Here is a 23,657-nt window from a genome sequence, read left to right as displayed (position 1 = left end):
CTCAGTTCGCTTTTACTAAGAACAGAGGTTGGCCGTACTCTACGAGTTGTCCATCTTTTACTAAAATTTCTACAATCTCGCCAGACACTTCTGCTTCGATTTCATTGAATAATTTCATCGCTTCTACGATACATACGATTCCATCTTCATTTACTTTATCCCCAACTTGTACGAATGCTGGAGCATCAGGAGAAGAAGATGCATAGAATGTTCCTACCATTGGAGATTTGATTTTATGAAGAGAATCATCATTTACAGCTGATTCATTCTGCTCAGAGTGTGCAACTGATTCATTTGAAGTTGGTGCGGCAACTGGTGCTTGTGTAGTTTCTACTGGCACCTGTGCCACAGCTACTGCTGCCTCAGGTTTAGCTTGAGATACGACTTGTTCAGTTGATCCATTAACACTATTCTTTTTGAGTTTAACTTTTGTACCTTCTGCTTCGTAACTAAACTCATCAATAGATGAATGATCAATTAATTTAATAATTTCACGAATTTCTTGTATTTTCAACATTCAAAACTCCCCTTACCATGTATCGAATTAGGTTCCTATTCTATTTTAGTCGTTATTGAGAAAATTTGAAATAGATAACCAAAAATTCTTTGTGAGTTGGTCTTAATACGAAATATAAAAAGCGTCCTTAAAGCTTAATTTAGAAGAAGGAATAGAGAAATCGGAAAGCATGAGGGTTTGTAAGAGGAAATGATGAATACAAAAGAAAAAGGACCAATATTGGCCCTTTTCAATAATTATGAAGCTGGTTGGAATGTTACACTTACTGTTTTTGCATCTTCCCACTCTTTTTTGACGATGTGGATAATCGCGTTTGCTTGCGATTTACCTAGTTCGTCCGCGATGACCATAACTTTAACTTTTCCGGTCTCTGTTTGAACTAGAGCATCTGAATACCCTAATGAGCGAATCAGCATTTCAAGCATGGCTTCTGTGGTTTCGCGAACTGTTAAATCTTCCATCTCACTATAAGCTTCATTAATTTCATCAGCATTCATTTCATTTGACGTAATTTTTGTAGTAAGTTGTTCTTTTAACTGACTACGTTCGTTTGAAGCTTCCATTCTCATTTCTTCAAATAACGCACTTTGAGCATATACTGGTGTCACTGACTCATCTTTAGCTCCATCATCGACTTTCATTTGATCAGTTGCTTCATCTGAGAAAATAGCTAAACCATCAAAGGGCATATTGTTGGGCTCTTGCACGTAATACACCGAAATTACTGCTACTAGACTTAATAAAGTTAGCATCCACACTGTACGTTTTTTGACTTTCATTTAGAAACCCCTTTCTCATCCATCGGGACGACGACAATTCGATGTTCCGGCAGTATTAATACAGCCGATAAATATTTTGTAAGCTTTAATCTGGTTTGAGCTTGATCCGCTCCTCTTGCGACAACTAATACAGATTGGATCTTTGTTTGTTCCTCTGTCTTCGGATCAAACAAGGCAAAACTAGGTTTTTCCGAAACTGTTTGAAGAGGCTCGTTCGTGCCTGTATAAAAAAATAATTCGACTTCACCTACCCCAGCCATTTTTTCCAACGCTTTTTCCAATGATTGTTCTTGTGTTGCCGGATCTTCTGACTGACTGGTTGTGTAAGATTGCTTGGTGAAAATGGTTTCATTAAATAAGAAAAACACCAAGAATACCAAGAGGCTTGCGAGCAGGAGTCCGCTTTTCATTCGATTCGTTTTAATGGATGGAATCACGCTCCTCTCTTAAGTGAGACAGGCATTTGATAAACTATATGAAACTCATTCCTCAACTATTCATAGAAAAATGAAGAGATAAATAACATCATGTATATGGCCAGTCCTAATTTTGTATATTGTTCCAAGTTATCACTGGAATCTGTGTCTGAGAAAACTGCCTGTAGGATTTCGCTTACCAAAATAATAAACACTAATCCCTTTAACCACTCGGACATCATGCACCCCTCATTAGAAGTGAAAATTTCACCAAAATAACAACAAAAATTGCGGTGTAGAAAAACGCAAACGCAATGAGAAATGACAAGATACTTAACACAAATATAGATTTACCTATATCATCTAAAAAGCTAGCTAAATCTTCAGGACCAAATGGTTCAATGATGGCAGCCACTAATCGATAACAAAAGGCCACGCTTATCGTTTTTAGTGTGGGGATTAATACCACGAGTAAAATCGAAAAAGCAATACCACCACCGGTAATCGACGTGATAGATGATGAAAACCGAGTAAATGTACTTAGACTTTCTGTTAAGAAGGATCCAACGAAAGGAATGTTTTGCTGAATGATTTTCTTAATTGGTTCGGTGACAACACTAGAAATATTCCATGAAATAAAGCCTTGGACTGAGATAAAAAAACTATAAATAACAACAACTGCAGAAACAATACTGAGCAAAGAGGTTCGAATAATATCTGTCAGTTTCGTAAAGGGTGTTGCTGGATGAAACCGACTAATAAAATCAAGCAATATTGTTGTCATTAACAATGGAATAAGAATTTTTTCAGTTAATACCACTGTAAACTGAATAAATACATATAAGGCTGGATTCCAAATTGAAAAAGCCATCGTTCCACTATTCATTAGCAAACCAGCCGTTAACACCGGATAAACACTCATAAATACAGTAATCATTTGTTTGGCAAACTGCTGCATTTCATGCATCGCCTCTATTGCCGGAGTAAGAGTATATAACACCGCTATGCAAAAAAGGGCTAGCCTTGTCCAACGCTTTCCTTGAGGAAATAAAATATCGAGTATCATACCAAAAATGATGGCAATAAGAAGAACGATAAAGTATTTGGTTACGCCAAAAATATAGGCATATAAGGGTTCAAGCATGAACCATCTCACCCCCTCAATTACCTGAATTAGTCGATCAAAAGCCGCGATAGAGTCGTAAACATTTGTTGGATAAGTGGCAACCAATACGTCAGTATTAATAAGTGGCAACTAATAGATATAAGTGGACTAAGCGCATTCAAATTTAAATTCTTGCTCCATTCAGACAGAGCTTCACCTATAAACGTAAGAAAAACAGATATAATTAAAACTCTTATTATGGGGAGAGCTTCTTTTGGAGCTTGCTCGAGAACTGTTCGCACAATAGGAATGAGCATTTGAAACAAAATATTAGAGAGTAAGATAAAAAAGAAAAAACTAAGAAGAAGAGGTGTGAACTGTGGAAGAATTTGTTGTAGCAACAGCATCAGGAAAATAATCACTATCGTGACTAGAATAATCTGCATAACTTACACCGAAATGGTGAGCCATTCGAAAAAAGCAGTGATTTCTTCAAAGAAATAACGAAGAAAACGCAACATTTCAACCGTCATGTAAAGATAACCAAAAACAAATAAAAAAAATGTAAATTCTTTTTTCCCTGTTTGTTCAAAGAAAAGGTGCAACAACGCAAGAATTAATCCAATTCCTGCCACTCGAATTACGTCCATAAATTCCGACTTGTCCCCTCCTCTGTCTCTTCATCTTATGCTCAACTAGCTAAATACATGAAAAAAAGTTGCCATTTGCATGATATGCAAATGGCAACTCTTGTTTTATTGTGCTCTTGAAACGTAAGCCGCTTCTGAAGTGTTAATGATTAGTCTATCGCCTTCGTTGATAAAGAATGGTACTTGTACTGAAAGTCCAGTTTCTAAAACTGCTGTTTTCGTACCACCACTTGATGTATCACCTTTAATACCAGGCTCTGTTTCAGCAACAATTAAAATAACTGAGTTTGGTAATTCAACTCCTAATGTTTCACCCTGGTACTGCATAATTTGAACTTCCATGTTTTCACGTAAGAATTTCAATTCATACTCGATTTGTTTAGAATCAAGTTCGATTTGTTCATACGTGTCAGTGTCCATGAAATTGTGAACATCGCCGTTTGCGTATAAATATTGCATTTTACGATTATCAATTTGAGCTTTTTCAACTTTCTCTCCAGCGCGGAAAGTTTTTTCATTCACTGCACCAGTACGAATGTTGCGTAATTTAGAACGTACGAATGCTGCACCTTTACCTGGTTTTACATGTTGGAAGTCTAGAACGCGCCAAATGCCACCATCTACTTCTATTGTTAAACCTGTTTTAAAATCATTTACTGAAATCATGTTTGTTCCTCCAAATTATAAGATAAGTAACTCTTTTGTAGAATGTGTTAATTTGCTATTTCCTGTTGAGGTCACGACTGAATCATCTTCAATTCGAACGCCACCGACACCCGGCAAGTAAATCCCAGGTTCAATTGTAATGACCATTCCTTCTTCAAGAACAACATCCGAACGGAATGATAAGCCAGGTCCTTCGTGCACTTCTAAACCAATCCCGTGTCCTAAAGAATGACCAAATGCTTCTCCGTACCCTTTTGATTTAATATAATCTCGAGCAACTGCGTCCGCTTCAATCCCTGTCATGCCTGGTTTAATTTTTTCCAAGGCTAACATTTGTGAATCTAGAACAATTTGATAAATTTCTTTCAAGTGATCACTTGGTTCACCAATGGCAACTGTTCTCGTTACGTCCGATACATATCCATTATACAATGCACCGAAGTCCAATGTAACAAAATCACCTTTTTCAATAATTTTATCCGTAGCTACACCGTGTGGTAAGGCTGAACGAAGACCAGATGCCACGATAATATCAAAAGAAGATGAAGAAGCCCCTTGTTTACGCATAAAGAACTCTAGTTCATTTGAAACCTCTAATTCTGTTTTTCCAGCAGTGATAAACGTAATGATATGGTCAAAAGCCGCGTCTGCAATGTCCGCGGCAGCCTTAATAATCTTAATCTCTTGAGGCGTCTTAATCAAGCGGATCTTCTCAATTAGCCCAGAAACAGGTACAAGCTCTGTTTTGACAGCTTTTTGATAGCTTTCAAACATGGCATAAGTCATGTCATCTTTCTCAAAGCCTACTTTTTTAGCACCTAGTTTTTCTAACTGCACACTTACTTCTTCAATAAGAGTCTTAGAATGTTGGACAATATCAAAGCCATTAATTTCTGATTCTGCTTGTTCTGTATAACGGAAATCTGTAATAAAAACAGCTTGTTCTTGTGAAACAATTGCAACTCCCGCTGTTCCAGTAAAACCTGTTATGTATCTGCGATTGTAGCCACTTGTAATTAACAAAGCATCAATCTGGTGTTCGACAAGAGCTTGACGTAATTTAGATAATTTCTCCATTTAAGATTCCCCTTTTCTTCTATGTAAAAATGTTTCTAGTGCTAACGTATAACCAAATGTTCCAAGTCCGCAAATTTGACCCTCACACACGGCTGCCAATACTGATTGATGACGAAAACTTTCTCTGCTATGAATATTCGAAATATGAACTTCAATAACAGGAATAGAAATAGATGCAATGGCATCCCTAATCGCATAACTTGTATGTGTGTATGCTCCAGGATTAAAAATAATCCCATCAATCTCAGTATCTTCTGCTAGGTGAAGCCAATCGATAAGCTCACCTTCATGATTCGATTGTTTACATTCCATCTGAACATTTGATTGATCAGCGTAAGTTGTTAACGAATGCTGCACATCTTCTAATGTTTCTGATCCATAAATTGCTGGTTCACGTTTTCCTAACCGATTTAAATTCGGTCCATTCAAACATAGAATCTTCACATTATTCCCCCTAGTTAAAATCGTTCCCCCTTCATTTTATCACAACAAAGAAGGGCGGCAACTACTTTCGTTCGTCATCATATACAGTTCTGTCGTAATATACAATTGTTTCAGCTAATGCTCGGCAAATTAATAAAATAACCGTTAACATCGGAATAGAGTGCCATTTGATATGGGAAAAATTTTTGTATATTGCCCATTCCAACAAAAGCCAAACGGCAAAGCCAACGACAATAGAAGTAGCGATGGCCGGCATTTTTTTGACTAGCAGAAATAATCCCGTCACAATATTTATGATGAAAAAAACGATTAAAAATGTAAGCATCCACTTGATTGAAACGTGAGAATGGGGAAATATTTGAAAATTATCTGTCCAGTTTAAAGGATGCCATTTAATGAATTTAAAAACATGAAGAAAACCTAATATACTTGTAAAAACGAGAGCATGTGCAGTTGATATCCATAGGAAATGAGTACCTTTCATTCAAATCACATTCCTTTCTATCATCCCATTTTTGACGGTTGTCACTCACTCTATTCATAGTTATCGTGATATTTCAAAAATAAATAGAAATAAAAAACGGACATTGTATCAAGTAGATACAATGTCCGTTTTTTATTTATCTATCGTTTATGTTAGCTTACAGACCACACTTAAGTTGAGCACCGCAACCTGTACAGGTATTACAGCCACCCATTTCTTCGACTGTACCTTGTCTACATACTGGACATCTGTTACCAGCTTCAGATCCAATTGTTACTGTCGTTGAACGTAGAGCTTGAATCGTATCTACTAATACAATCGGACGATTGTCCATAACTTTTTCTTCATAATGATGTTCATCCATTACATTTTCTTCAGCTTTTAGTGTCAACACTTGTGCATCTCGACTTCCATCAACATACACCGTCCCACCTTTAGCTCCACCACGATACAGTCGTTCGTAAACACCTTGTACTTGCTCTACTGTATAGCCACGTGGTGCATTTACTGTCTTGGAAATAGAACTATCAATCCAACGTTGAATAATACACTGCACATCAGCATGAGCTTCTGGTGCTAATTCCATCGATGCTTTAAACCACTCTGGCAAATTATTCGGATCTATATGTGGATTTGCTTCTAAGTATTCACGCACAATATCTGCTTTTACTTCAATGAATTTACCTAAACGTCCACTACGGTAATAAGTGAAAGAGAAATAAGGTTCTAATCCTGTTGAAACTCCAACCATTGTTCCTGTTGATCCAGTCGGCGCAACAGTTAATAAGTGAGAGTTGCGAATTCCATTTTCAATAATCGCTTCACGTACATGTGGGGCCATTTTTTTCATAAAGCCTGTATTAATAAATGCTTGGCGTAATCGATTTGTTTCTTCTTCCGTTTCACCTTGTAAGAATGGGAAACTGCCACGTTCTTTCGCAAGTTCAGCAGAAGTTTCATATGCTGCCACAGCAATTGTTTCAAAAATTTGGTCAACTAATACATTACCTTCATCTGAACCATATTCTTTTTCACAATAAATTAGTAGGTCAGCTAGTCCCATAACACCAAGACCTACACGACGTTCACCACGGGCTTGTACTTCGTTCTCTTCTAAGAAGTAAGGTGTTGCATCAATCACGTTATCTTGCATACGTACACCGACACGAACCGTTTCTTTTAAGCCTTCAAAATCGACTGTTTTAGACTCTTTTTGAGCAAATTGCGCTAAATTAACAGCTGCCAAGTTACATACTGAATATGGTGCTAATGGTTGTTCTCCACAAGGGTTCGTTGCTACAACCTGTTGTCCATAAGCTTTTGCATTGGTCATTTCATTCGCATTATCAATAAAGAAAATACCAGGTTCAGCAGAATAAGTTGCGCAAATGTTAATCAAGTTCCATAAGTCTTTCGCCTTCATCGTGCGATAAGTGCGAACACTATGACCTTGTTTTTCCCACTCACGAACGTCACCAATTTCATGCCACTTGCCATTGTAAATAGCCATTTCTTCAGAAGAGTATGATTCGACGGATGGGAATCGAAGTGCATGATCACCTTCTAATTCTACCGCTTTCATAAAGTCATCAGTTAACGTGACTGAGATATTAGCACCAGTTAAAAACTCTGAGTTGTTAACGCTATAAGTACCACCATCTAGTAATTTTGTTTCTGCATCACGTATAATTCCATCACTAAATCCGCCAAGTCCAGGAATATGTTTATAATTAACTATCCCTTGATACATAGCTTCTTCTTGTTGAGATAACGCTTTAAAGTTGAGTTTTTCCTTCGCAAGTTCTTTGATGGTTTCATCTTCTGTATTCTCGATTAAAAAGCGAAGAATTCTCGGGTTTTGCATTTTAGAAATAATAAATTCAGCAATATCTGGATGCCAATCAGCTAGCATAATCATTTGTGCGCCTCGTCGGCTGCCACCTTGTTCTACAAGATGTGTTAACTTCGCGATATCGTCTAACCATGATACGGAGCCTGACGATTTTCCGTTAACACCTTTCGCAAGCGTGTTTCTTGGACGAAGCGTTGAACCATTCGTTCCAACGCCTCCGCCTCGACTCATGATTTCCATCACTTGTTTGCGATGATCCGAAATACCTTCACGTGAATCGGGTACAAATGGCATTACGTAACAGTTAAAATATGTAACATCGGTACCTGCTCCCGCTCCATAAAGTACTCGTCCGGCAGGAATAAATTTTAAAGCAACCAATTGTTCATAAAACTTTTGGAACCATTCTCTTTTCTTTTCTTCTGTTGTTTCAACTGATGCTAAACCCGTTGCATTACGTTTGGCAATTTGTTCATAATAGACTTCCAGTGGTTTTTCAATTACATGAATTGAACGGCTAACGATTCCAAGTTGTTGTTCTGTCGGATCATCAATGGCACTACGGTAATCTTCTTCAATTAAAACTTTTGCTTTATTTGTGTCTCTGTCAATTGAAACGATGTAGCCTAATCCTCGAGCTGGGAATTTAGGATCTTCTTTTACTGTTAATACGACGAAGTCTCCTGCTTTCAAAGTTTCTTTTGACATGTCTTTAAACGAGTAGCGATCGAGCATGACTAAACGAGAAACACCTTTGTGTGTTAACTTCATGTCTGCCGTAATTGGATGTACTTGAGGGAATAATGCAATGTCTTTATTTAAATTCTCAATGTTTAACTTGACGTCTTCTTTAGAAACTAGTACCATACTTCATTCCTCCTAAGTATTCAAAAAAACACAATATGTAGTGTTGATACTTAAATATATTACTATATGTTGATGCTTAAATCAATTGAAGCGCATGTATGGTCGAACATACATACGCAACGTCTATAGGTCTTTATTATCAAGTTTATTATAAAAATAGTTCTTTGTAACTACTATTTTCTAAACGTCCAATCGTCATGCGCATAGCGTCTCGATTCTAGCGCTTTTACATATTCGATTTGCTCTTTTGTTAGAGCATAGGGCTCAAGATTAACATCTAATCCTTCTGCAAATCCCGTCTTAAAAGCTTCGACACATTCCTCCATCGACGCGGGTGTTTCACGTAAACGATTGATAGCTACTGCTTTTTCGGGTAATCCTCTACGAACACGTTTTTTTACTTCTTCAGATGGATAATTAAATAGAGAAACGAGTTTATCTTCATCTAAATCAAGCAATATCGCCCCATGTTGTAGAATGACACCTTTTTGTCTTGTTTGTGCACTTCCGGCTACTTTTTTGCCTTCAACCACTAGCTCATACCAAGATGGAGCGTCAAAACAAACAGCACTTTTCGGATTTTTTAAATCACTTTTCTTTTCATCTGTATCAGGTACAGAGAAATAAGCATCAAGGCCAAGTTTTTGAAAGCCAATTAATAATCCTTCACTTAATACCCGATATGCTTCCGTAACTGTAGCTGGCATATTCGGATAATCTTCACTAACAATAATGCTATATGTTAATTCATGTTCATGTAATACACCTCGCCCACCTGTAGGACGACGGACAAAACCTAAGTTATGCTTTTTAACTTCTTCCATATTAATTTCTTTGTTCACATTTTGAAAGTAGCCGATTGATAATGTGGCAGGATTCCATCCATAAAAACGTACAATAGGAGGCATACGTCCCTCGCTATGCCAATCTAATAATGCTTCATCTAAAGCCATATTAAAAGATGGACGACAAGCACCGGAATTAATAAAATACCAGGTCGGTTTGGACATATAATTTCCCCCTCACAATGCTTTTCATATTAACAAACCAAATGTCTTGTGGCTACTAAATTATTTTTATAAACTTTGCAGGATATTTGTAAATATAGATCTTTCATTCATAACCTTTTCATACTTTATTTTCTGTATGTTTGAAATTCTATTAAGCGCATTATCTTGTTGTTTGAAATTATTTTGACTGTAAAATCCATCAATTAACCTTTAAAAAGATGGGTTTTCTCACAAGAAAATAGTATAATACAAACATAGAGAGAAAGGGGAAGTTGTTTTGACATTAATATATATTATCAGTGCTGCTTTAATTGGTTTAGTGGTTTATTTTATAATATCGTCACTTCGTTTGAAAAAAGCTGTTTCAGGATTAACTCAAGAACAGTTTATTGAGGGGTACCGAAAAGCTCAACTCGTAGACGTTCGTGAACCAAAAGAATTTGATGGCGGTCACATTCTAGGTGCACGTAACATTCCATCTTCACAAATGCGTCAACGTTTTAAAGAAATTCGTTCAGACAAGCCTGTTTACTTGTACTGCCAAAATAGCGCAAGAAGTTCACGTACGGCATTGTTTCTTAAGAAAAAAGGTTATACGCAAATTTATCAATTACAAGGCGGCTTCCGTCAATGGACTGGTAAAATTAAAGCTAAATAAATACCAACAAAAGTTCTTCCAATTGGAGGAACTTTTTTTCAACTTCAGCGTTATAATTGAGTCATATTAAATGGGAGGCCATTATGAAACCACATACGCTTATTTCACACCTTGAAGATACGAGACAAACTCTTCCCCATTACGAAGACCTAGCATTCGTATCCAAACGCATTATTGCCATGCTAGAAAAAAGGTTATCCGGACAATGGCAACATATCTATATTGGTGAAACCATTTCTCAACTTGATACCAACGTCCTTGAAATGATGGAAAAAGGCCTTCTTCAGTACGAGTCACTTTGTCACATATACGAGACTCGAACCCTAGGAAAAATAGGGACAACTTCCGAAGATGCAAATGAAAGCCACTTAAAAGTAATTAATACGTTTGAAAATCAACTTATTTATTTCCCGGATCATGAAGTAGCCCTAACAATTGTCACGTTTTATACTATCGACCACACCTGGCCAGAAATGCATTGTTATGCCCAGTCTCCTGAAAAGGCTTTAGCCTTCCTACAAGATATTAACGAGAAATTAAGACAGATGTTAATGCAGTCGGTTACATTTTTAGTGGATACGGAAGATGGTGTAAAACGACGCAATTACGGTGAACATTCTGTTGTAAGTCGTGAAGAGGTTATGCTTAAGGAGTCGGTGAAACAAGATATCTTCCGTTCAATTGATCAATTTTTCACAGCAGATGGCCAATTCTTTAAAGAATATGGCTTGCCTTATAAGCGTGGTATTTTACTTTATGGTTCTCCCGGCAACGGAAAAACAACGTTAGTGAAGTCTATCACTGGCTCAACAAACGCCCCTGTAGTGTATTGGCAGATTACAGAGTTTACTGGAAGTCATTCTATACAAGAAGTCTTTGGCATTGTCACAAGACTAGCACCAGCCATTCTTGTCATTGAGGACATTGACTCTATGCCTGAATATACGCGTTCTGTCTTTTTAAACACGCTGGATGGTACGCAATCTAGAGAAGGGTTATTTATTATAGGAACGACAAACTACCCTGAAAAAATCGATCCTGCGCTGATTAATCGTGCTGGACGTTTTGACCGAGCATACGAAATACCGGCTCCTTCCATTCAAGTACGTGAACAGTACTTGCGAAAACTTGATTTGAAGGATATCTTCTCAAAACAACAAGTCAAAGATATGGCTCGCTTGACAAAAGGCTTATCGATTTCTCAATTAAACGAATTATATATGTCAGTAGCCTTAAACTGGCATTATGATGGTGAACTGGCTTTCGAAGAGCGCATAAAAGAACTTCAAAAACAAAATAAACGATCCAAAAAGAACGACTGGGAAGACGATGAAGGTTCAATCGGCTTTTAATAATGCTATGGAAAAGATGGTTATCGGTGCTTTAACAGAGCCGTTAAAATTCACCATGTCGGTGACAGGTTTCCAGGCCGCTTCGGAGGCTTTACCTGCTGCACAATAATCTAGAAAATAAAGGGGATGGGCTTGTGACTACGTCACTCGCCCATCCCCTCTCTGTTAGATTATCCTACGGCGGGATTGCATCCTTCGCTCCCTTGCCACCTGAACGCACACATTGTCGTTGGTATGGTTAACTAAAGAATAGAAGGTTTCTTTAAATAAATATTCGGTCGAAGATGCAATTTCGCCCTCTTTCTGCTTCAATATTGATATTAAAGAATATAGATATTAAAAACATACAAAAGAGTAGATTCGCGACTACCCACAAGTATTTATTAAATGGTCGAAATATGGAATAGGTATTGTTTTAGCTGTAGTTATTTGCATTCATTTTGATTTTTTTCCACCAGCGAGTGTTTTATTCCCATTCACAGTCTGTTTAATCCTACTCGCCCATTTTTTATTGTTTTTCACACTTGAGTTCTCATGCTAAACGTGCGGCAAATGCGATTGGATGATAATAAAATAATCACATTAATTTAATAAATCCTTAAAAAAGTGAAACTAATCATAAAAAGGGGGCTGTCTCATAAGTCCCTAATATAAAAATAAGTGGAGAAACATGAGTCTTTTATCTACACCTATATTTGAACATTGTAACCATTAATAATTTCTGAATAGCACATGATGAACTTAAGGTTGATTGGAGTGGAAGACGGCGACTCCAGCGGGAATAGCATGAGCTGAAGACCCCCAGGCGAGCTTGCTCGTCGAGGAGGCTGAGGCATGCCCGCGGAAAGCGACCGGCTGTTTCTGCATCGCTTCGCTAGCTTCGAAACATGAAAGTACGTTGCAACGGAAATCTACCGCACTAAATATAAAAAAGGAACTGTCCTTAGTCATATTTATGACTTTTAGAACAGTTCCTTTATTGATTATGCTTTTTTATAACGTAATACTGGAGTACGAGCAGCTTTAGTCTCATCTAAACGTTTAATAACAGTTGTATGAGGTGCTTGCTGAACGATTTCTGGATTTTCTTCAACTTCTCTCGCAATCTGAATCATCGCATCAATAAATGCATCTAGCGTTTCCTTCGACTCCGTTTCAGTTGGTTCAATCATCATCGCTTCTTCCACATTTAATGGGAAGTAAATTGTAGGTGGATGGTAGCCAAAGTCAAGCAGACGTTTCGCCATGTCGAGCGTACGAACACCTAATTTCTTTTGACGACGACCACTTAATACGAACTCATGCTTGCAATGACGATCATATGGCAAGTCAAAATGTGGTTGTAATCGACGCATCATATAATTTGCATTAAGTACTGCATATTCAGTAATAGCTTTCAAACCATCTGGACCCATTGAACGGATATACGTATAGGCACGTACGTTAATACCAAAGTTTCCATAGAAAGGCTTAACTCGTCCGATTGATTGTGGACGATTGTAGTCGAAGTGATAACCTTCTTCTGTCTTCACTAAAACTGGTTTTGGTAAGAACGGGATCAAGTCTTTTTTCACGCCGACTGGACCTGAACCGGGACCACCCCCACCGTGTGGACCTGTGAAGGTTTTATGCAAGTTTAAGTGAACACAGTCAAAGCCCATATCTCCTGGTCGCGCTTTAGACATAACTGCGTTTAAGTTAGCGCCGTCATAATACAATTTACCGCCAACACCATGGATGATTGCAGCCATTTCTAAAATGTTTTCTTCAAATAATCCAAGAGTATTTGGATTCGTCAACATCAATGCTGCTGTATCGTCGCCAACTACACGTTTTAAATCTTCTAAGTCAACTAATCCATTTTCGTCTGACTTAACTGTTATCGTATCGAAGCCAGCAACTGTTGCAGACGCAGGGTTAGTTCCATGAGCAGAGTCAGGGACAATAACTTTAGTTCGTTGAGTGTCACCATTCGCTAAGTGGAATGCGCGAATCATCATAAGAGCAGTCCATTCACCGTGTGCTCCAGCTGCAGGTTGCAGTGTCAAATCGTCCATACCTGTTATTTCAATTAAATGCTCTTGCAAATCGTACATTAATTCCATTGCACCTTGAACTGTTTCTTCATCTTGAAGTGGATGAATGTTTGCAAATCCAGGGAAACGAGCAACAGATTCATTGATCTTCGGATTGTATTTCATCGTACATGATCCAAGTGGGTAGAACCCTGAATCAACACCATGATTACGCTTCGAAAGTGCTGTATAATGTCTCATAATATCAAGTTCAGATACTTCTGGAAGCTCCGCAGCTTCTTCTCGTAGTAAACCTTCTGGTAATAAAGTTGATAAATCTACTTCTGGAATATCAAGATCTGGCAAGCTATAGCCAATTCTGCCTGGTTTTGTGATTTCAAAAATTAGTGGTTGATTATCTTTATGCATGGAAAGACCCCATTTCTTGCACAAGCGCATCGATTTCTTCTTTTGTTCGTTGTTCTGTAACAGCGATTAACGCATGTCCTTCTAAGTTTTCATCTACTTTACCCAAGTCAAATCCACCAATAATACCTGCTTTAAATAACTCTTTGTTCAGTGCAGATACAGACCCCTTGACGTTAACAACGATTTCATTGAAATGTGCACCTTGATACAATACTTCAAATCCTGCTGCTTCAAACGCTTTTTTAGCATAATTGGTTTTTAAAATATTTTGTGTAGCAATTTCTTGCACACCTTTTTTACCAAGAGCTGTCATAGCCACTGAAGCAGCAAGTGCGTTTAGCGCTTGGTTTGAACAGATATTTGAAGTAGCTTTATCACGACGAATATGTTGTTCACGCGCTTGTAGTGTCAATACATAACCACGACGACCCACTTCATCAGTAGTTTCACCTACTAAACGACCAGGCACTTTGCGCATTAATTTTGATGTTACTGCGAAGTATCCACAGTGAGGTCCACCGAATGATTCTGAAATACCAAATGGTTGAGCGTCACCAACTACGATATCAGCCCCTAATTTTCCTGGTGAAGTTAAAACGCCAAGTGCAAGTGGATTTGAAGAAACAACTAATAAAGCTTTTGCTTCATGTGTCATCCCTTCCATTTTGCGTAAGTCTTCAACTTGACCATAGAAGTTTGGATATTGGACTAATACAGCCGCTGTGTTTTCATCGATCATTTCATTAAGTGCGTCAATGTCAGTTATTCCGTTTTTAGTAGGAATTTGAACGACTTCTATAGATTGACCCAACGCATACATACGAACAACATCTTGAGATTCAGGATTTACAGCCCCAGAAATCAAAAGTTTTTTACGTTTTGTATGGCCAGCTGCTAGAGTTCCAGCTTCAGCTAACGCAGTACCTCCGTCATACATTGAAGAGTTAGCTAAATCCATACCTGTTAATTCACAAATCATAGTTTGGAATTCAAAAATAGCTTGCAATTCGCCTTGTGAAATTTCTGGCTGATAAGGCGTATATGCTGTATAAAATTCTGATCGAGAAATAACATGATCGACAATAATTGGTTTGTAGTGATCATATACACCAGCCCCTAAGAAAGAAGCATAAGCCTTATTATCTGCATTTTTTGCAGCCATTTGAGATAACTCTTTTAATAAAGAGGATTCTGATTTAGCTTCTTTAATATTATATTGTCCTTGAAAACGAACTTTTTCAGGTATGTCAGAAAATAGTTCATCTATAGAAGAAACACCAATGGTTTCTAACATTTCTTTTTGATCTTGTTCTGTCATTGGTAAATAACGATGTTTCATTGGGTCATGACCTCTTTCCAACAATTATTATTTTTGGCGTTTATAAAAAGGTGTAGATACAGTAACAGCTTTCAATCGTTTACCACGAATTTCAACTTCTACTTCCGTTCCAAGTTCAATGAAATTACTATCAATTAAGCCGAGGCCAATGTTCTTCTTAAGCGTCGGAGATTGTGTACCTGTCGTCACTTCACCTATTTGTTGGTCATCTTTGTAAACCTTGTAGCCATGTCTAGGTATACCTTTATCAATCATTTCTAGACCGACTAACTTACGCGGTATACCTGCTTCTTTTTGTTGAACTAGAGCTTTTTGACCAATAAAATCATCTTCTTTTTTCAATTTCACCGCAAAACCGATACCCGCTTCAAGTGGAGAAATATCTTGTGAAAGTTCTTGACCGTAAAGGGCTAAACACGCTTCAAAACGAAGTGTATCTCTCGCGCCAAGTCCACAAGGAACAACACCGTCTTCTTTTCCTTCTTCGAGAATCAAGTCCCATAATGCGATGATAGATTCAGGAGTAGCGTAAATTTCAAAACCATCTTCACCTGTATAGCCTGTACGTGAAACTAACGCATCGAAGTCTCCAATTTTCACATCAGTTTTGAACTTAAAGAAGCCTATTTCGCTTAGGTCTTCTTTTGTCAGACGCTGAAGGACTTTTTCTGCATGTGGTCCTTGAATCGCGAGTTGACCATAAGAATCTGAAACATTATGTACTGTCGTATCACCAATCATAAACTTAATCATCCATTCAAAATCTTTCTCGATATTGGATGCATTTACAACTAGTAAGTAATCACCTTGATTAATTTTATATACAAGTAAATCATCAACTGTGCCACCATCTTCGTAACACATTGCAGTATATTGGGCTTGTCCATTTTGTAGCTTGGACACATCGTTAGTCAGTAATTTTTGAAGGTACTCGAGGCTATCTTCACCACGAACGATGATTTCCCCCATATGAGATACATCAAACAATCCAGCTTTTGTTCGAACAGCTTCATGTTCTTCTTTAATACTAGAAAACTGAACCGGTAATTCCCATCCGCCAAAATCGATAGTTTTCCCTCCGTATGCTTTATACGAATCAAATAAAGGTGTGCGTTTTAAATTTTCCGACAATTTAATTTCCTCCTCTTTTCATAACGGGCAAAAGTAGTACTTTTAGGTATAGATGATACGAGTGATAAAATAAGAGCGTTCTTCGCATGAAATAATTGCAAGAACATGTCACTCTAAAAAAAAGGACAGAGAATTCCCATTAAATGAGAATTCTCTGTCCTGGTACCTGAAAGTTTACCTGAAATCGGCTTTCCTCTTTGGTAGCTATAAATATCATAGCGTTCTCCAGAGATGCGTCCTATACGAGTTCTTTTTACCTGAGAGATTCGTAGCTACTACTTGCTCCTTCGGCGACGCGACTAGCGCGTTCTCTCCCCGTATAATCATCCGCCCAAAACATATGTTTTGGCTTATAAAGAAATCAATGTACGAAAGCAAGTATCGCTTCGTGTATATCTTAACATTGAATAGAAGTAAGCGCAAACTATTTTCTATTTATAGCTCAAACACGAACGTTTATATCGTTGAATTAAAAATCATTCGACTTTAGGCGATTAACTTGGAATGCAGCATATTCAGTTATTTGTCTTAATGTACGTCCTTCGGTTCTAATCGTTATGTGTGCGGTTGCTTTATAAAACCTTTTTCTCGTTGTATATAATGCTTCTAACTGTTCTCGAGTTGAAGCCTGTACAATGGGTCTGTTCACATCGCGCGAAATTCTCTTCCAAATATCAGGAAATGTAGCATCTAGAAATAACACTAATCCTGTTTGACGCATTAGTTTACTATTGCTGGGATTCACCGCTACTCCGCCACCAGTTGATACGATACACCACTCATCTCGGAACGTTTTGAGAAACTCATGTTCTTGTTGACGAAAGAAAGGTTCACCGTGTCTTTCGAAAATTTCTGGGATGGTCATGCCCATTTTTTTTACTATTTCCTGATCCATGTCGTAATAAGGAATTTTAAGCAAAAAGCTCAAACGACGACCTATTGCACTTTTTCCTGATCCCATGAAACCAATTAAGTAAATTCTTTTCATACTACTACCCCACTTACTTCACTACAAATCATAACAAAACCGCTACTATCTCTGACTTTCCATTTTTTTAATAGTAGCAGATATATAATGACTTTCCAACATCTCATAAATATTCATCTGAGATACGTAAGAAGTAACGAAGTATAAAAGCACGCCGGATACAATAAATAACAAGACAATAGCTACTGGAAGCAAGAAGCCAGATTCATTGCGAGGAAACAGAAACTTCATATGTACGTTCCTCTTTTCGTCCATTTTCAAATTCTACTTTTATTAATACTTGATTCTCTATCAATTGTATTTTGCATGAATTTAAACCAGTTAACATCGGCTCATGACCTAAACGGTTTTTCTGTTTGCGAATGAGGGATTGGTAGCATTCAATATCAAACTCTTCTCCATTTTTAACAAAACGTACACCGGTTTGATTCACTTGCTCGCCAATTGTTGTAACTGTCGATACGGAACTTTCTATATCGAGCGAAAACATTTCCCACTCAATTGGTTCAGCATGAAAGAACTGTTTTTCTATTTGTTTAAACCACATCGAATAAAATAAAATCAACTGTGAGAAGAGCATCAGAACAGAAAGATGAAGAATCGCATCAATAAATGTGTATCCCTTAGAACTTAGTAGGTATCGCATGATTCATGATTCTCTCCAAAAAACACATAATTCACACAAAGCGAAGGGTGACTCCAACTCCAAGAATAATCCACTGCATCGAGATTAACGACACCAGAAATTGTTCCATTTTGCAAAGCAGTTGCAGCTTGATTTTTGGCAATGGCAACATGTAATTCTAGTCTTTTTTCTGCTAATTGAAGCTTCATTTGATTTGTTAAAGGCAGCAACGTCCCAAAAACTATAAATAATATACTGACAGTCAGGATTGTTTCTACGAACGAAAACCCTTGATTCCTATTCAAGCACCATACGTCCCTTCCCTATAAAAACACGAACGGTTTTTATCCCATCAGGTGTAATAAAAGCCAATGTCCCAAACTTTACAACGGTACCATTTGGATGAAAAGACACCTCATTTAATGTACTACTTGATGACCACCGATATCCAGGAGGTAATTTCCTTTCGAAAATAGAATCAAACAATGATTTCCTTCCTACATATCGACTTCCTCCTGTTTCAAAAACCAATTTCATATACCTTTCTTCGGTTAATGCAATCATTTGAATATGCGCAACATCGAGTTTTAGTTGATTATAAAATAATTCAAATGTTCGATTTTCAATATAGCGATTATTAAAATGGACGGCACTTGAACTAATAATTAGAACGATCGTCAGCACAAGAAGTAATTCAACTAACGAATATCCTCGATTATCCAGGGACAACTTCTGTTACTAGACCTGCGGCATCTATCTGAATCCCAGCACCATTCGGACATGTCGTCTCACCTTCGTTTAAATAGCCATTATCAGTTAAGTCAGTAAGCGTCGGTACAGCTTTTACATCAATTCGATAAGCTTCAACTTGTCCTTGAACCATTTTGACATAGGCTTCGCAACCCTTATCATCGATTGTTGCTGAATGCTTCGTTACATTCGGAATAGCTATTAATATTAAGACAGAGATGATCAGTAAAACTACCATCATTTCAATTAAAGTAAATCCTTTTTGACATGTGAATTTTTTCATACCATCTTCCTCCTTTTATTTTCAATAAGTTTATTAAATAAAATCGATCATTCCATACACTGGCAACAAGATAGATAGGTAAGCAGCCAAAATACAAATAGCCAGGATTCCAAATAATATTGGTTGAATAAATGATAGCGACTTAGTCAAAGAAGCTTCTGTTTGTTCATTTAACAAATCGCTGTAAATTAATAATTCCTTTGCTAAGTGACCACTGCTTTCTCCATGCGAAATATACGTTGGAAAATCGTCTATGAAACATTCAGATATCTCTACGGCTTGTTTTAAAGATTCTCCAATTAACACCGATGAGTAGATATTTTCTGAAATCACTTGTAAATATGCCTGGAAATTTTGTTGTCTCAGTACATTTAGGGCAAGCTGCAAAGATAACCCACTAGCGAGAAGCGTTCCTAATTCTTGTGAAAAAGTTTTCGTCCAATACAATTTCATCCACTTAGATAATAATGGAACTTTTTGCAACTTCATGACTTGTTCCTCAAATGAATACTTTCGAATATTCCAACGAAAAGTAATAGTAACTAAAACGAATAAAAAACACATGATTAATAAAGCATCTGGTAGATGCAGTAATGCACTTGCTACATTCATCGTGTCATTGGAAGTTGTGCCTTGCCTAGATGAAGCGAGTATCTTCATATTAGGTAAAAAATAGGTACGAAAAGCAACAAACAAACCCGCAAGCATAGTAAATAGGAATAAAGGATACATGACTACTTTTTTCAAACTCGCCTTCGCTCGCTCCACCATAGCCACATGCGCATGAAGAACTAGTAAAGCTTGATGTAATTTGCCATGGGCTTCAGCCATTTGAATGGATAATAGATAACTTCTCGGAATTCCTAAAGACTGCAAAACAGAAGTTACTCCATCCCCATTTTTCATTTGAATTGACATTATGTCCTGTGCTTCTTTGCTCTTTTTGACGTGATGAGGCAGCAACATAATGAGTGAAGCATAAAAAGTGTACCCTTCCTGTAGTAAGGATGAGAGTCGTTTCAAAAACTGCGCTTGTTTTTTCTTAGGTATTTGAAGACCCTTATGATCAATACGTGATTGGAGATACTTGTATAACACCCATCTCAACTCCTCTTTCATATTGAGAGTAAAGGGTAGATTCAATAGGCATATTAAAAGTTTTACCTGCCTTAATTGCATCAAATGCTTGCTCAAGGGTGTTGCCGTATAAAATCTCATACAATGATGATCGATTTGGACTAAGTCGGTCATCTTCTCGATCAAAAGAAGTGATGACTAATTGCTGACTGGTAATTCCAAGAATGGCTTGTTTTAAATCATCGATTGGTATCCCTAAGTCCATTAATCGATACAAACACCCTAATGGATTTTTAGCATGAACCGTTGTAATGACTAAATGACCTGTTAATGATGCTTGAACTGCTGCTTGAGCAGTCTCCATATCACGAATCTCACCGATCATTATGACATCCGGAGAATGCCGTAAAATAGCTTTTAATCCTGTTGAGTACGTAATGCCTGATCGTTCGTTCACTTGAATTTGAAGTAAATGAGATTGACTGTTTTCCACTGGATCTTCTAATGAAATGACATGCCTATTCAGTTGATGCGCACTGTAACTCGTTAAGGAGTACATAGTTGTTGTTTTACCGCAACCAGTGGGCCCTGTTATACATAACAACCCTTGCCGAGCCAACATTAAATCATGAAGTACATGAGCCGTATCCTTGTTAAGTGATAGTTCATGTAACGGTTTTGAATCATCATGTAACTGAACTCTAATAACAAGACTTTCTTTATTTTGGACTGACGGTAAGGTAGAGACTCTAAAAGAACATGTTTGAGAATTGAAGGATTGTTGAAATGAACCGCTTTGAGGTTTTCGTTTTTCACTGATATCGAGAGAGGATAAAAACTTGAAGTATGAAATCATGCGATCCCCGATATCCAGGTGAAGCTTACCTGCAGGGATAAGTTTAGTGTGTAGACGAAAATATATGGTGTATAGGTCTGATGAAGGAATTAAATGAATATCTGAAGCACGGGCCAGGACCGCTCGATTTATTAACTCGTCACTTTTTTGTTCAATGATATTCAATAAATCGCTCATGAATAATACCATTCACCCTTACAGGTCAGGACCGCTCTTAACCTGTAACGCCTACTATAAACTCGAATTATGTATTTGTGAATATTTTTCCTCAAAATTAAAATTTCCCACCCTTTGCGGTAGGAAATTTTAATTTTGCCCTCTAAACTGCAGGGAATAATTTTCTTTTGCGGCAAAAGGTGCCCAAATGTTCCGGCTGGTACCCCACAACTAACTGCTTTCCGTCGGTTAATATTGGTCGTCTCAATAATTTGGGGTTCTCAACAATTAATTCAACAACTTTTGATAATGGCAAATCGTCTATTTCTAAATTTAAATCTTTAAATGATTGACTGCGTGTTGCTAAAATTTCATCTAAACCTTCAGATGTTAATGATAAAAGAAATTTTAGTTCTTCTACAGTTGGCGTTTGGCGAAATAGATGTCTTTCTTCAAAAATAATTTGATTTTCTATTAACCATTTTTTGGTTTTACGACAAGATGTACAAGAAGGATAGGTATAAAATTTTAATTCAGCCATTTGAATTCCTCCAATTTTCTTTTTCGTTATACACATTGTACAACATTTGTATAATGTTTGTCACCAGTTATGTAAAATCTTTTTTATATAGCATTATTCAGACTGATTTAGGGTTAAAATTGAAGTAACAATACATTTTTTTCTTATTTTCGGACTAGAATTATGAACTTCCACTGTTCTGTCACATTCTAAAGACATTCTAGAGTTTACATCTAGGAACCGAATCATCTATAATGAGGTAGAGATTATTGTATAGTTGTAAAAGGAGGGGACTACTCATGAACAATATGTATAAAGTGATGGGTTTCTGGACAGGAATTTTCGCAGTTATGTTTTATTTAGGTGATATGTATTCGGCATCATTATTATTTCTAGCAAACACAGGCTTATTTATTCTTTTAGGTTTCTTAAACCTTTCAGAACGTATGTACATTTACATCTTCGGAGCATATTTAACGGTGTTTTTTGCTGGCTTCACTTACTATACGACATTTATCCACGTACCTGGTGCAGGACATTAAAAACGATTATGAAAATAAAAAGACAGTCAATTTTTATATTGACTGTCTTTTTTGTATATTTTATAATCCGTTTAAAAATGGGTTTCGATCCATCTCTTCTTCGGGTGTTGTTGGTTCTCCATGACCAGGATAACAAATCGTATGCTCTGGCAATGTAAGAAGTTTATTGTGAATGGATTGAATTAACTCTTTATGGTTACCATAAGGTAAATCCGTTCTGCCGATACTTCCCTTAAACAAAGTATCACCTACTACGGCAAACCCATCTTCTTTGAACCAATAACTGATACTCCCCGGAGAATGACCCGGTGTATGGAACATGGTAAAAGTAAACGGTCCAATTTCTAACTGTCCTTCTTGATCAATCAAGATATCTGCGTCTTTTCCTTCAATTAAAGGTAACTCTCGATATCGAGCCGAACCATTTTTTGTTGAGTCTGATAACCAATTTTTTTCTGCTTGATGGATATATACTGGAACCTTAAATAAATCCCTAATGATATCAACTGCACCTATATGATCAAAATGTGCATGAGTTAATAGTATAGCTAATGGTTTTAATTTTAATTTACGTATCTCTTTAGCTAATGCTTCTCCTTGTTCACCTGGATCAATAATCAAACAGTGCTTATCTTTATTCGATATCACATAACAATTTGTTTGTAATGGTCCTAAGGGATATGTACGAATATTCAACATGTGCTTCACCTCTAAGTTATTGTAGCAGAAAGATAGCACGTGTACATCTCCCGTTCATATATCCGACACTTTTTAATCCTCGACAAACCCCTAATATAAATTTATAATAAGGTAGAAAACTTGTATTCGATATCAAATTTAAGATATCAAAAGGAGTGTCTTTCATGAACTTATTAATGGTTATTTTTGGCCTAGTTGCAATTTTAGCAGCAATTGGTACTTATCAAGCTTTTAAAGAGAAAAACCTTTTAAGCATACTCTTTAATTTTGGTACTTTCGCTATTTTCGGATTCTTCACAGTCATGACAATTGTGAAGCACGGCTTTCCACCAAGCTTACACTAATAAAAAAGCTAACGTTCAAATTGAAC

At 37.1% G+C, this 23,657-nt stretch carries 29 protein-coding genes and 1 riboswitch; of the genes, 5 read left to right on the top strand and 24 right to left on the bottom strand.

The window, feature by feature from the left end:
• Position 1: 1 nt before the first annotated feature.
• The 12 genes from accB to WBG45_RS08795 all read right to left on the bottom strand — a co-directional run bounded on the left by accB (position 2) and on the right by WBG45_RS08795 (position 9,867).
• Positions 2–517 carry an acetyl-CoA carboxylase biotin carboxyl carrier protein gene (gene accB / locus WBG45_RS08850; RefSeq protein WP_424413815.1) on the bottom strand — a complete coding sequence of 172 codons (516 nt, stop codon included), beginning with the start codon at positions 515–517 and terminating at the stop codon, positions 2–4.
• 236 nt (positions 518–753) lie between these two features.
• On the bottom strand, positions 754–1,296 hold the full coding sequence (locus tag WBG45_RS08845; RefSeq protein ID WP_424413814.1) for a SpoIIIAH-like family protein: 543 nt from the start codon (positions 1,294–1,296) through the stop codon (positions 754–756).
• Complete coding sequence (locus WBG45_RS08840; protein ID WP_424413812.1) at positions 1,293–1,733, bottom strand: hypothetical protein; 441 nt, start codon at positions 1,731–1,733, stop codon at positions 1,293–1,295. The genes WBG45_RS08845 and WBG45_RS08840 overlap by 4 nt, the downstream gene beginning before the upstream one ends.
• Before the next feature lie 56 nt (positions 1,734–1,789).
• Positions 1,790–1,951, bottom strand: coding sequence for a hypothetical protein (locus WBG45_RS08835; RefSeq protein WP_424413810.1), 162 nt, complete (start codon positions 1,949–1,951; stop codon positions 1,790–1,792).
• Complete coding sequence (locus WBG45_RS08830; RefSeq protein ID WP_424413808.1) at positions 1,951–2,856, bottom strand: stage III sporulation protein AE; 906 nt, start codon at positions 2,854–2,856, stop codon at positions 1,951–1,953. The genes WBG45_RS08835 and WBG45_RS08830 overlap by 1 nt, the downstream gene beginning before the upstream one ends.
• Before the next feature lie 410 nt (positions 2,857–3,266).
• Entirely contained in the window at positions 3,267–3,467 is a 201-nt protein-coding gene (locus tag WBG45_RS08825) for a SpoIIIAC/SpoIIIAD family protein (RefSeq protein ID WP_024534535.1), read from the bottom strand.
• Between the two features lie 105 nt (positions 3,468–3,572).
• Complete coding sequence (gene efp, locus WBG45_RS08820; RefSeq protein ID WP_024534534.1) at positions 3,573–4,133, bottom strand: elongation factor P; 561 nt, start codon at positions 4,131–4,133, stop codon at positions 3,573–3,575.
• A gap of 15 nt (positions 4,134–4,148) precedes the next feature.
• Positions 4,149–5,210: an aminopeptidase P family protein gene (locus WBG45_RS08815; RefSeq protein WP_424413806.1), complete on the bottom strand. Its 1,062-nt coding sequence runs from the start codon at positions 5,208–5,210 to the stop codon at positions 4,149–4,151.
• Positions 5,211–5,654 carry a type II 3-dehydroquinate dehydratase gene (gene aroQ, locus WBG45_RS08810; protein ID WP_424413804.1) on the bottom strand — a complete coding sequence of 148 codons (444 nt, stop codon included), beginning with the start codon at positions 5,652–5,654 and terminating at the stop codon, positions 5,211–5,213.
• A gap of 61 nt (positions 5,655–5,715) precedes the next feature.
• Positions 5,716–6,138 carry a hypothetical protein gene (locus WBG45_RS08805; RefSeq protein WP_424413802.1) on the bottom strand — a complete coding sequence of 141 codons (423 nt, stop codon included), beginning with the start codon at positions 6,136–6,138 and terminating at the stop codon, positions 5,716–5,718.
• A gap of 157 nt (positions 6,139–6,295) precedes the next feature.
• The gene (locus WBG45_RS08800) at positions 6,296–8,857 is read right to left on the bottom strand and encodes a vitamin B12-dependent ribonucleotide reductase (RefSeq protein ID WP_424413800.1); all 2,562 of its coding nucleotides are present in this window, start codon (positions 8,855–8,857) and stop codon (positions 6,296–6,298) included.
• Positions 8,858–9,030: 173 nt separating this feature from the next.
• A complete protein-coding gene (locus WBG45_RS08795) occupies positions 9,031–9,867 on the bottom strand; it encodes a lipoate--protein ligase family protein (protein ID WP_424413799.1) in 837 nt (278 codons plus the stop codon).
• Between the two features lie 277 nt (positions 9,868–10,144).
• Here WBG45_RS08795 and WBG45_RS08790 point away from each other — a divergent pair, with 277 nt between their 5' ends.
• The 3 genes from WBG45_RS08790 to WBG45_RS08780 all read left to right on the top strand — a co-directional run bounded on the left by WBG45_RS08790 (position 10,145) and on the right by WBG45_RS08780 (position 11,986).
• Complete coding sequence (locus tag WBG45_RS08790) at positions 10,145–10,525, top strand: rhodanese-like domain-containing protein (protein ID WP_424413798.1); 381 nt, start codon at positions 10,145–10,147, stop codon at positions 10,523–10,525.
• A gap of 83 nt (positions 10,526–10,608) precedes the next feature.
• Positions 10,609–11,877 carry an AAA family ATPase gene (locus WBG45_RS08785; RefSeq protein ID WP_424413796.1) on the top strand — a complete coding sequence of 423 codons (1,269 nt, stop codon included), beginning with the start codon at positions 10,609–10,611 and terminating at the stop codon, positions 11,875–11,877.
• On the top strand, positions 11,855–11,986 hold the full coding sequence (locus WBG45_RS08780; RefSeq protein WP_424413794.1) for a hypothetical protein: 132 nt from the start codon (positions 11,855–11,857) through the stop codon (positions 11,984–11,986). The genes WBG45_RS08785 and WBG45_RS08780 overlap by 23 nt, the downstream gene beginning before the upstream one ends.
• An 874-nt stretch (positions 11,987–12,860) precedes the next feature.
• Here the strand turns inward: WBG45_RS08780 and gcvPB are convergent.
• The 11 genes from gcvPB to WBG45_RS08725 all read right to left on the bottom strand — a co-directional run bounded on the left by gcvPB (position 12,861) and on the right by WBG45_RS08725 (position 22,067).
• Positions 12,861–14,321 carry an aminomethyl-transferring glycine dehydrogenase subunit GcvPB gene (gene gcvPB / locus WBG45_RS08775; protein ID WP_424413792.1) on the bottom strand — a complete coding sequence of 487 codons (1,461 nt, stop codon included), beginning with the start codon at positions 14,319–14,321 and terminating at the stop codon, positions 12,861–12,863.
• The gene (gene gcvPA / locus WBG45_RS08770; protein ID WP_424413790.1) at positions 14,314–15,660 is read right to left on the bottom strand and encodes an aminomethyl-transferring glycine dehydrogenase subunit GcvPA; all 1,347 of its coding nucleotides are present in this window, start codon (positions 15,658–15,660) and stop codon (positions 14,314–14,316) included. Before gcvPA ends, gcvPB begins: the two co-directional genes overlap by 8 nt.
• Positions 15,661–15,687: 27 nt before the next feature.
• Entirely contained in the window at positions 15,688–16,791 is a 1,104-nt protein-coding gene (gcvT, locus tag WBG45_RS08765; RefSeq protein ID WP_424413788.1) for a glycine cleavage system aminomethyltransferase GcvT, read from the bottom strand.
• Between the two features lie 234 nt (positions 16,792–17,025).
• Positions 17,026–17,118, bottom strand: a riboswitch (glycine riboswitch).
• A 142-nt stretch (positions 17,119–17,260) separates the two neighbouring features.
• Positions 17,261–17,779 carry a shikimate kinase gene (locus WBG45_RS08760; RefSeq protein ID WP_424413786.1) on the bottom strand — a complete coding sequence of 173 codons (519 nt, stop codon included), beginning with the start codon at positions 17,777–17,779 and terminating at the stop codon, positions 17,261–17,263.
• 205 nt (positions 17,780–17,984) lie between these two features.
• Positions 17,985–18,359 (bottom strand): competence type IV pilus minor pilin ComGF, encoded by a 375-nt coding sequence (comGF, locus tag WBG45_RS08755; RefSeq protein ID WP_424413862.1) that lies wholly within the window; start codon positions 18,357–18,359, stop codon positions 17,985–17,987.
• A gap of 50 nt (positions 18,360–18,409) precedes the next feature.
• Positions 18,410–18,709 (bottom strand): hypothetical protein, encoded by a 300-nt coding sequence (locus WBG45_RS08750; RefSeq protein ID WP_424413785.1) that lies wholly within the window; start codon positions 18,707–18,709, stop codon positions 18,410–18,412.
• Positions 18,702–19,133: a prepilin-type N-terminal cleavage/methylation domain-containing protein gene (locus WBG45_RS08745; RefSeq protein WP_424413783.1), complete on the bottom strand. Its 432-nt coding sequence runs from the start codon at positions 19,131–19,133 to the stop codon at positions 18,702–18,704. The genes WBG45_RS08750 and WBG45_RS08745 overlap by 8 nt, the downstream gene beginning before the upstream one ends.
• Complete coding sequence (gene comGC, locus WBG45_RS08740; protein WP_424413781.1) at positions 19,120–19,437, bottom strand: competence type IV pilus major pilin ComGC; 318 nt, start codon at positions 19,435–19,437, stop codon at positions 19,120–19,122. Before comGC ends, WBG45_RS08745 begins: the two co-directional genes overlap by 14 nt.
• A 33-nt stretch (positions 19,438–19,470) precedes the next feature.
• Positions 19,471–20,535: a competence type IV pilus assembly protein ComGB gene (gene comGB / locus WBG45_RS08735; protein ID WP_424413779.1), complete on the bottom strand. Its 1,065-nt coding sequence runs from the start codon at positions 20,533–20,535 to the stop codon at positions 19,471–19,473.
• Positions 20,504–21,547, bottom strand: a complete 1,044-nt coding sequence (comGA, locus tag WBG45_RS08730; RefSeq protein ID WP_424413777.1) for a competence type IV pilus ATPase ComGA — start codon at positions 21,545–21,547, stop codon at positions 20,504–20,506. The genes comGB and comGA overlap by 32 nt, the downstream gene beginning before the upstream one ends.
• A 142-nt stretch (positions 21,548–21,689) precedes the next feature.
• On the bottom strand, positions 21,690–22,067 hold the full coding sequence (locus WBG45_RS08725) for a Spx/MgsR family RNA polymerase-binding regulatory protein (RefSeq protein ID WP_024534516.1): 378 nt from the start codon (positions 22,065–22,067) through the stop codon (positions 21,690–21,692).
• A gap of 278 nt (positions 22,068–22,345) precedes the next feature.
• Here WBG45_RS08725 and WBG45_RS08720 point away from each other — a divergent pair, with 278 nt between their 5' ends.
• The gene (locus tag WBG45_RS08720; protein ID WP_024534515.1) at positions 22,346–22,588 is read left to right on the top strand and encodes a DUF2626 domain-containing protein; all 243 of its coding nucleotides are present in this window, start codon (positions 22,346–22,348) and stop codon (positions 22,586–22,588) included.
• 60 nt (positions 22,589–22,648) lie between these two features.
• Here the strand turns inward: WBG45_RS08720 and WBG45_RS08715 are convergent, their stop codons facing one another.
• The gene (locus WBG45_RS08715) at positions 22,649–23,287 is read right to left on the bottom strand and encodes an MBL fold metallo-hydrolase (protein ID WP_424413775.1); all 639 of its coding nucleotides are present in this window, start codon (positions 23,285–23,287) and stop codon (positions 22,649–22,651) included.
• A 164-nt stretch (positions 23,288–23,451) separates the two neighbouring features.
• Here WBG45_RS08715 and WBG45_RS08710 point away from each other — a divergent pair, with 164 nt between their 5' ends.
• Entirely contained in the window at positions 23,452–23,631 is a 180-nt protein-coding gene (locus tag WBG45_RS08710; RefSeq protein ID WP_424413773.1) for a DUF2759 domain-containing protein, read from the top strand.
• Positions 23,632–23,657: the final 26 nt, after the last annotated feature.

It is taken from the genome of Paenisporosarcina sp., assembly GCF_049671445.1.
Taxonomy (GTDB): domain Bacteria; phylum Bacillota; class Bacilli; order Bacillales_A; family Planococcaceae; genus Paenisporosarcina.
The sequence above is the reverse complement of the archived record's forward strand: the minus strand, read 5'-3'. Positions and strand labels throughout refer to the sequence as shown.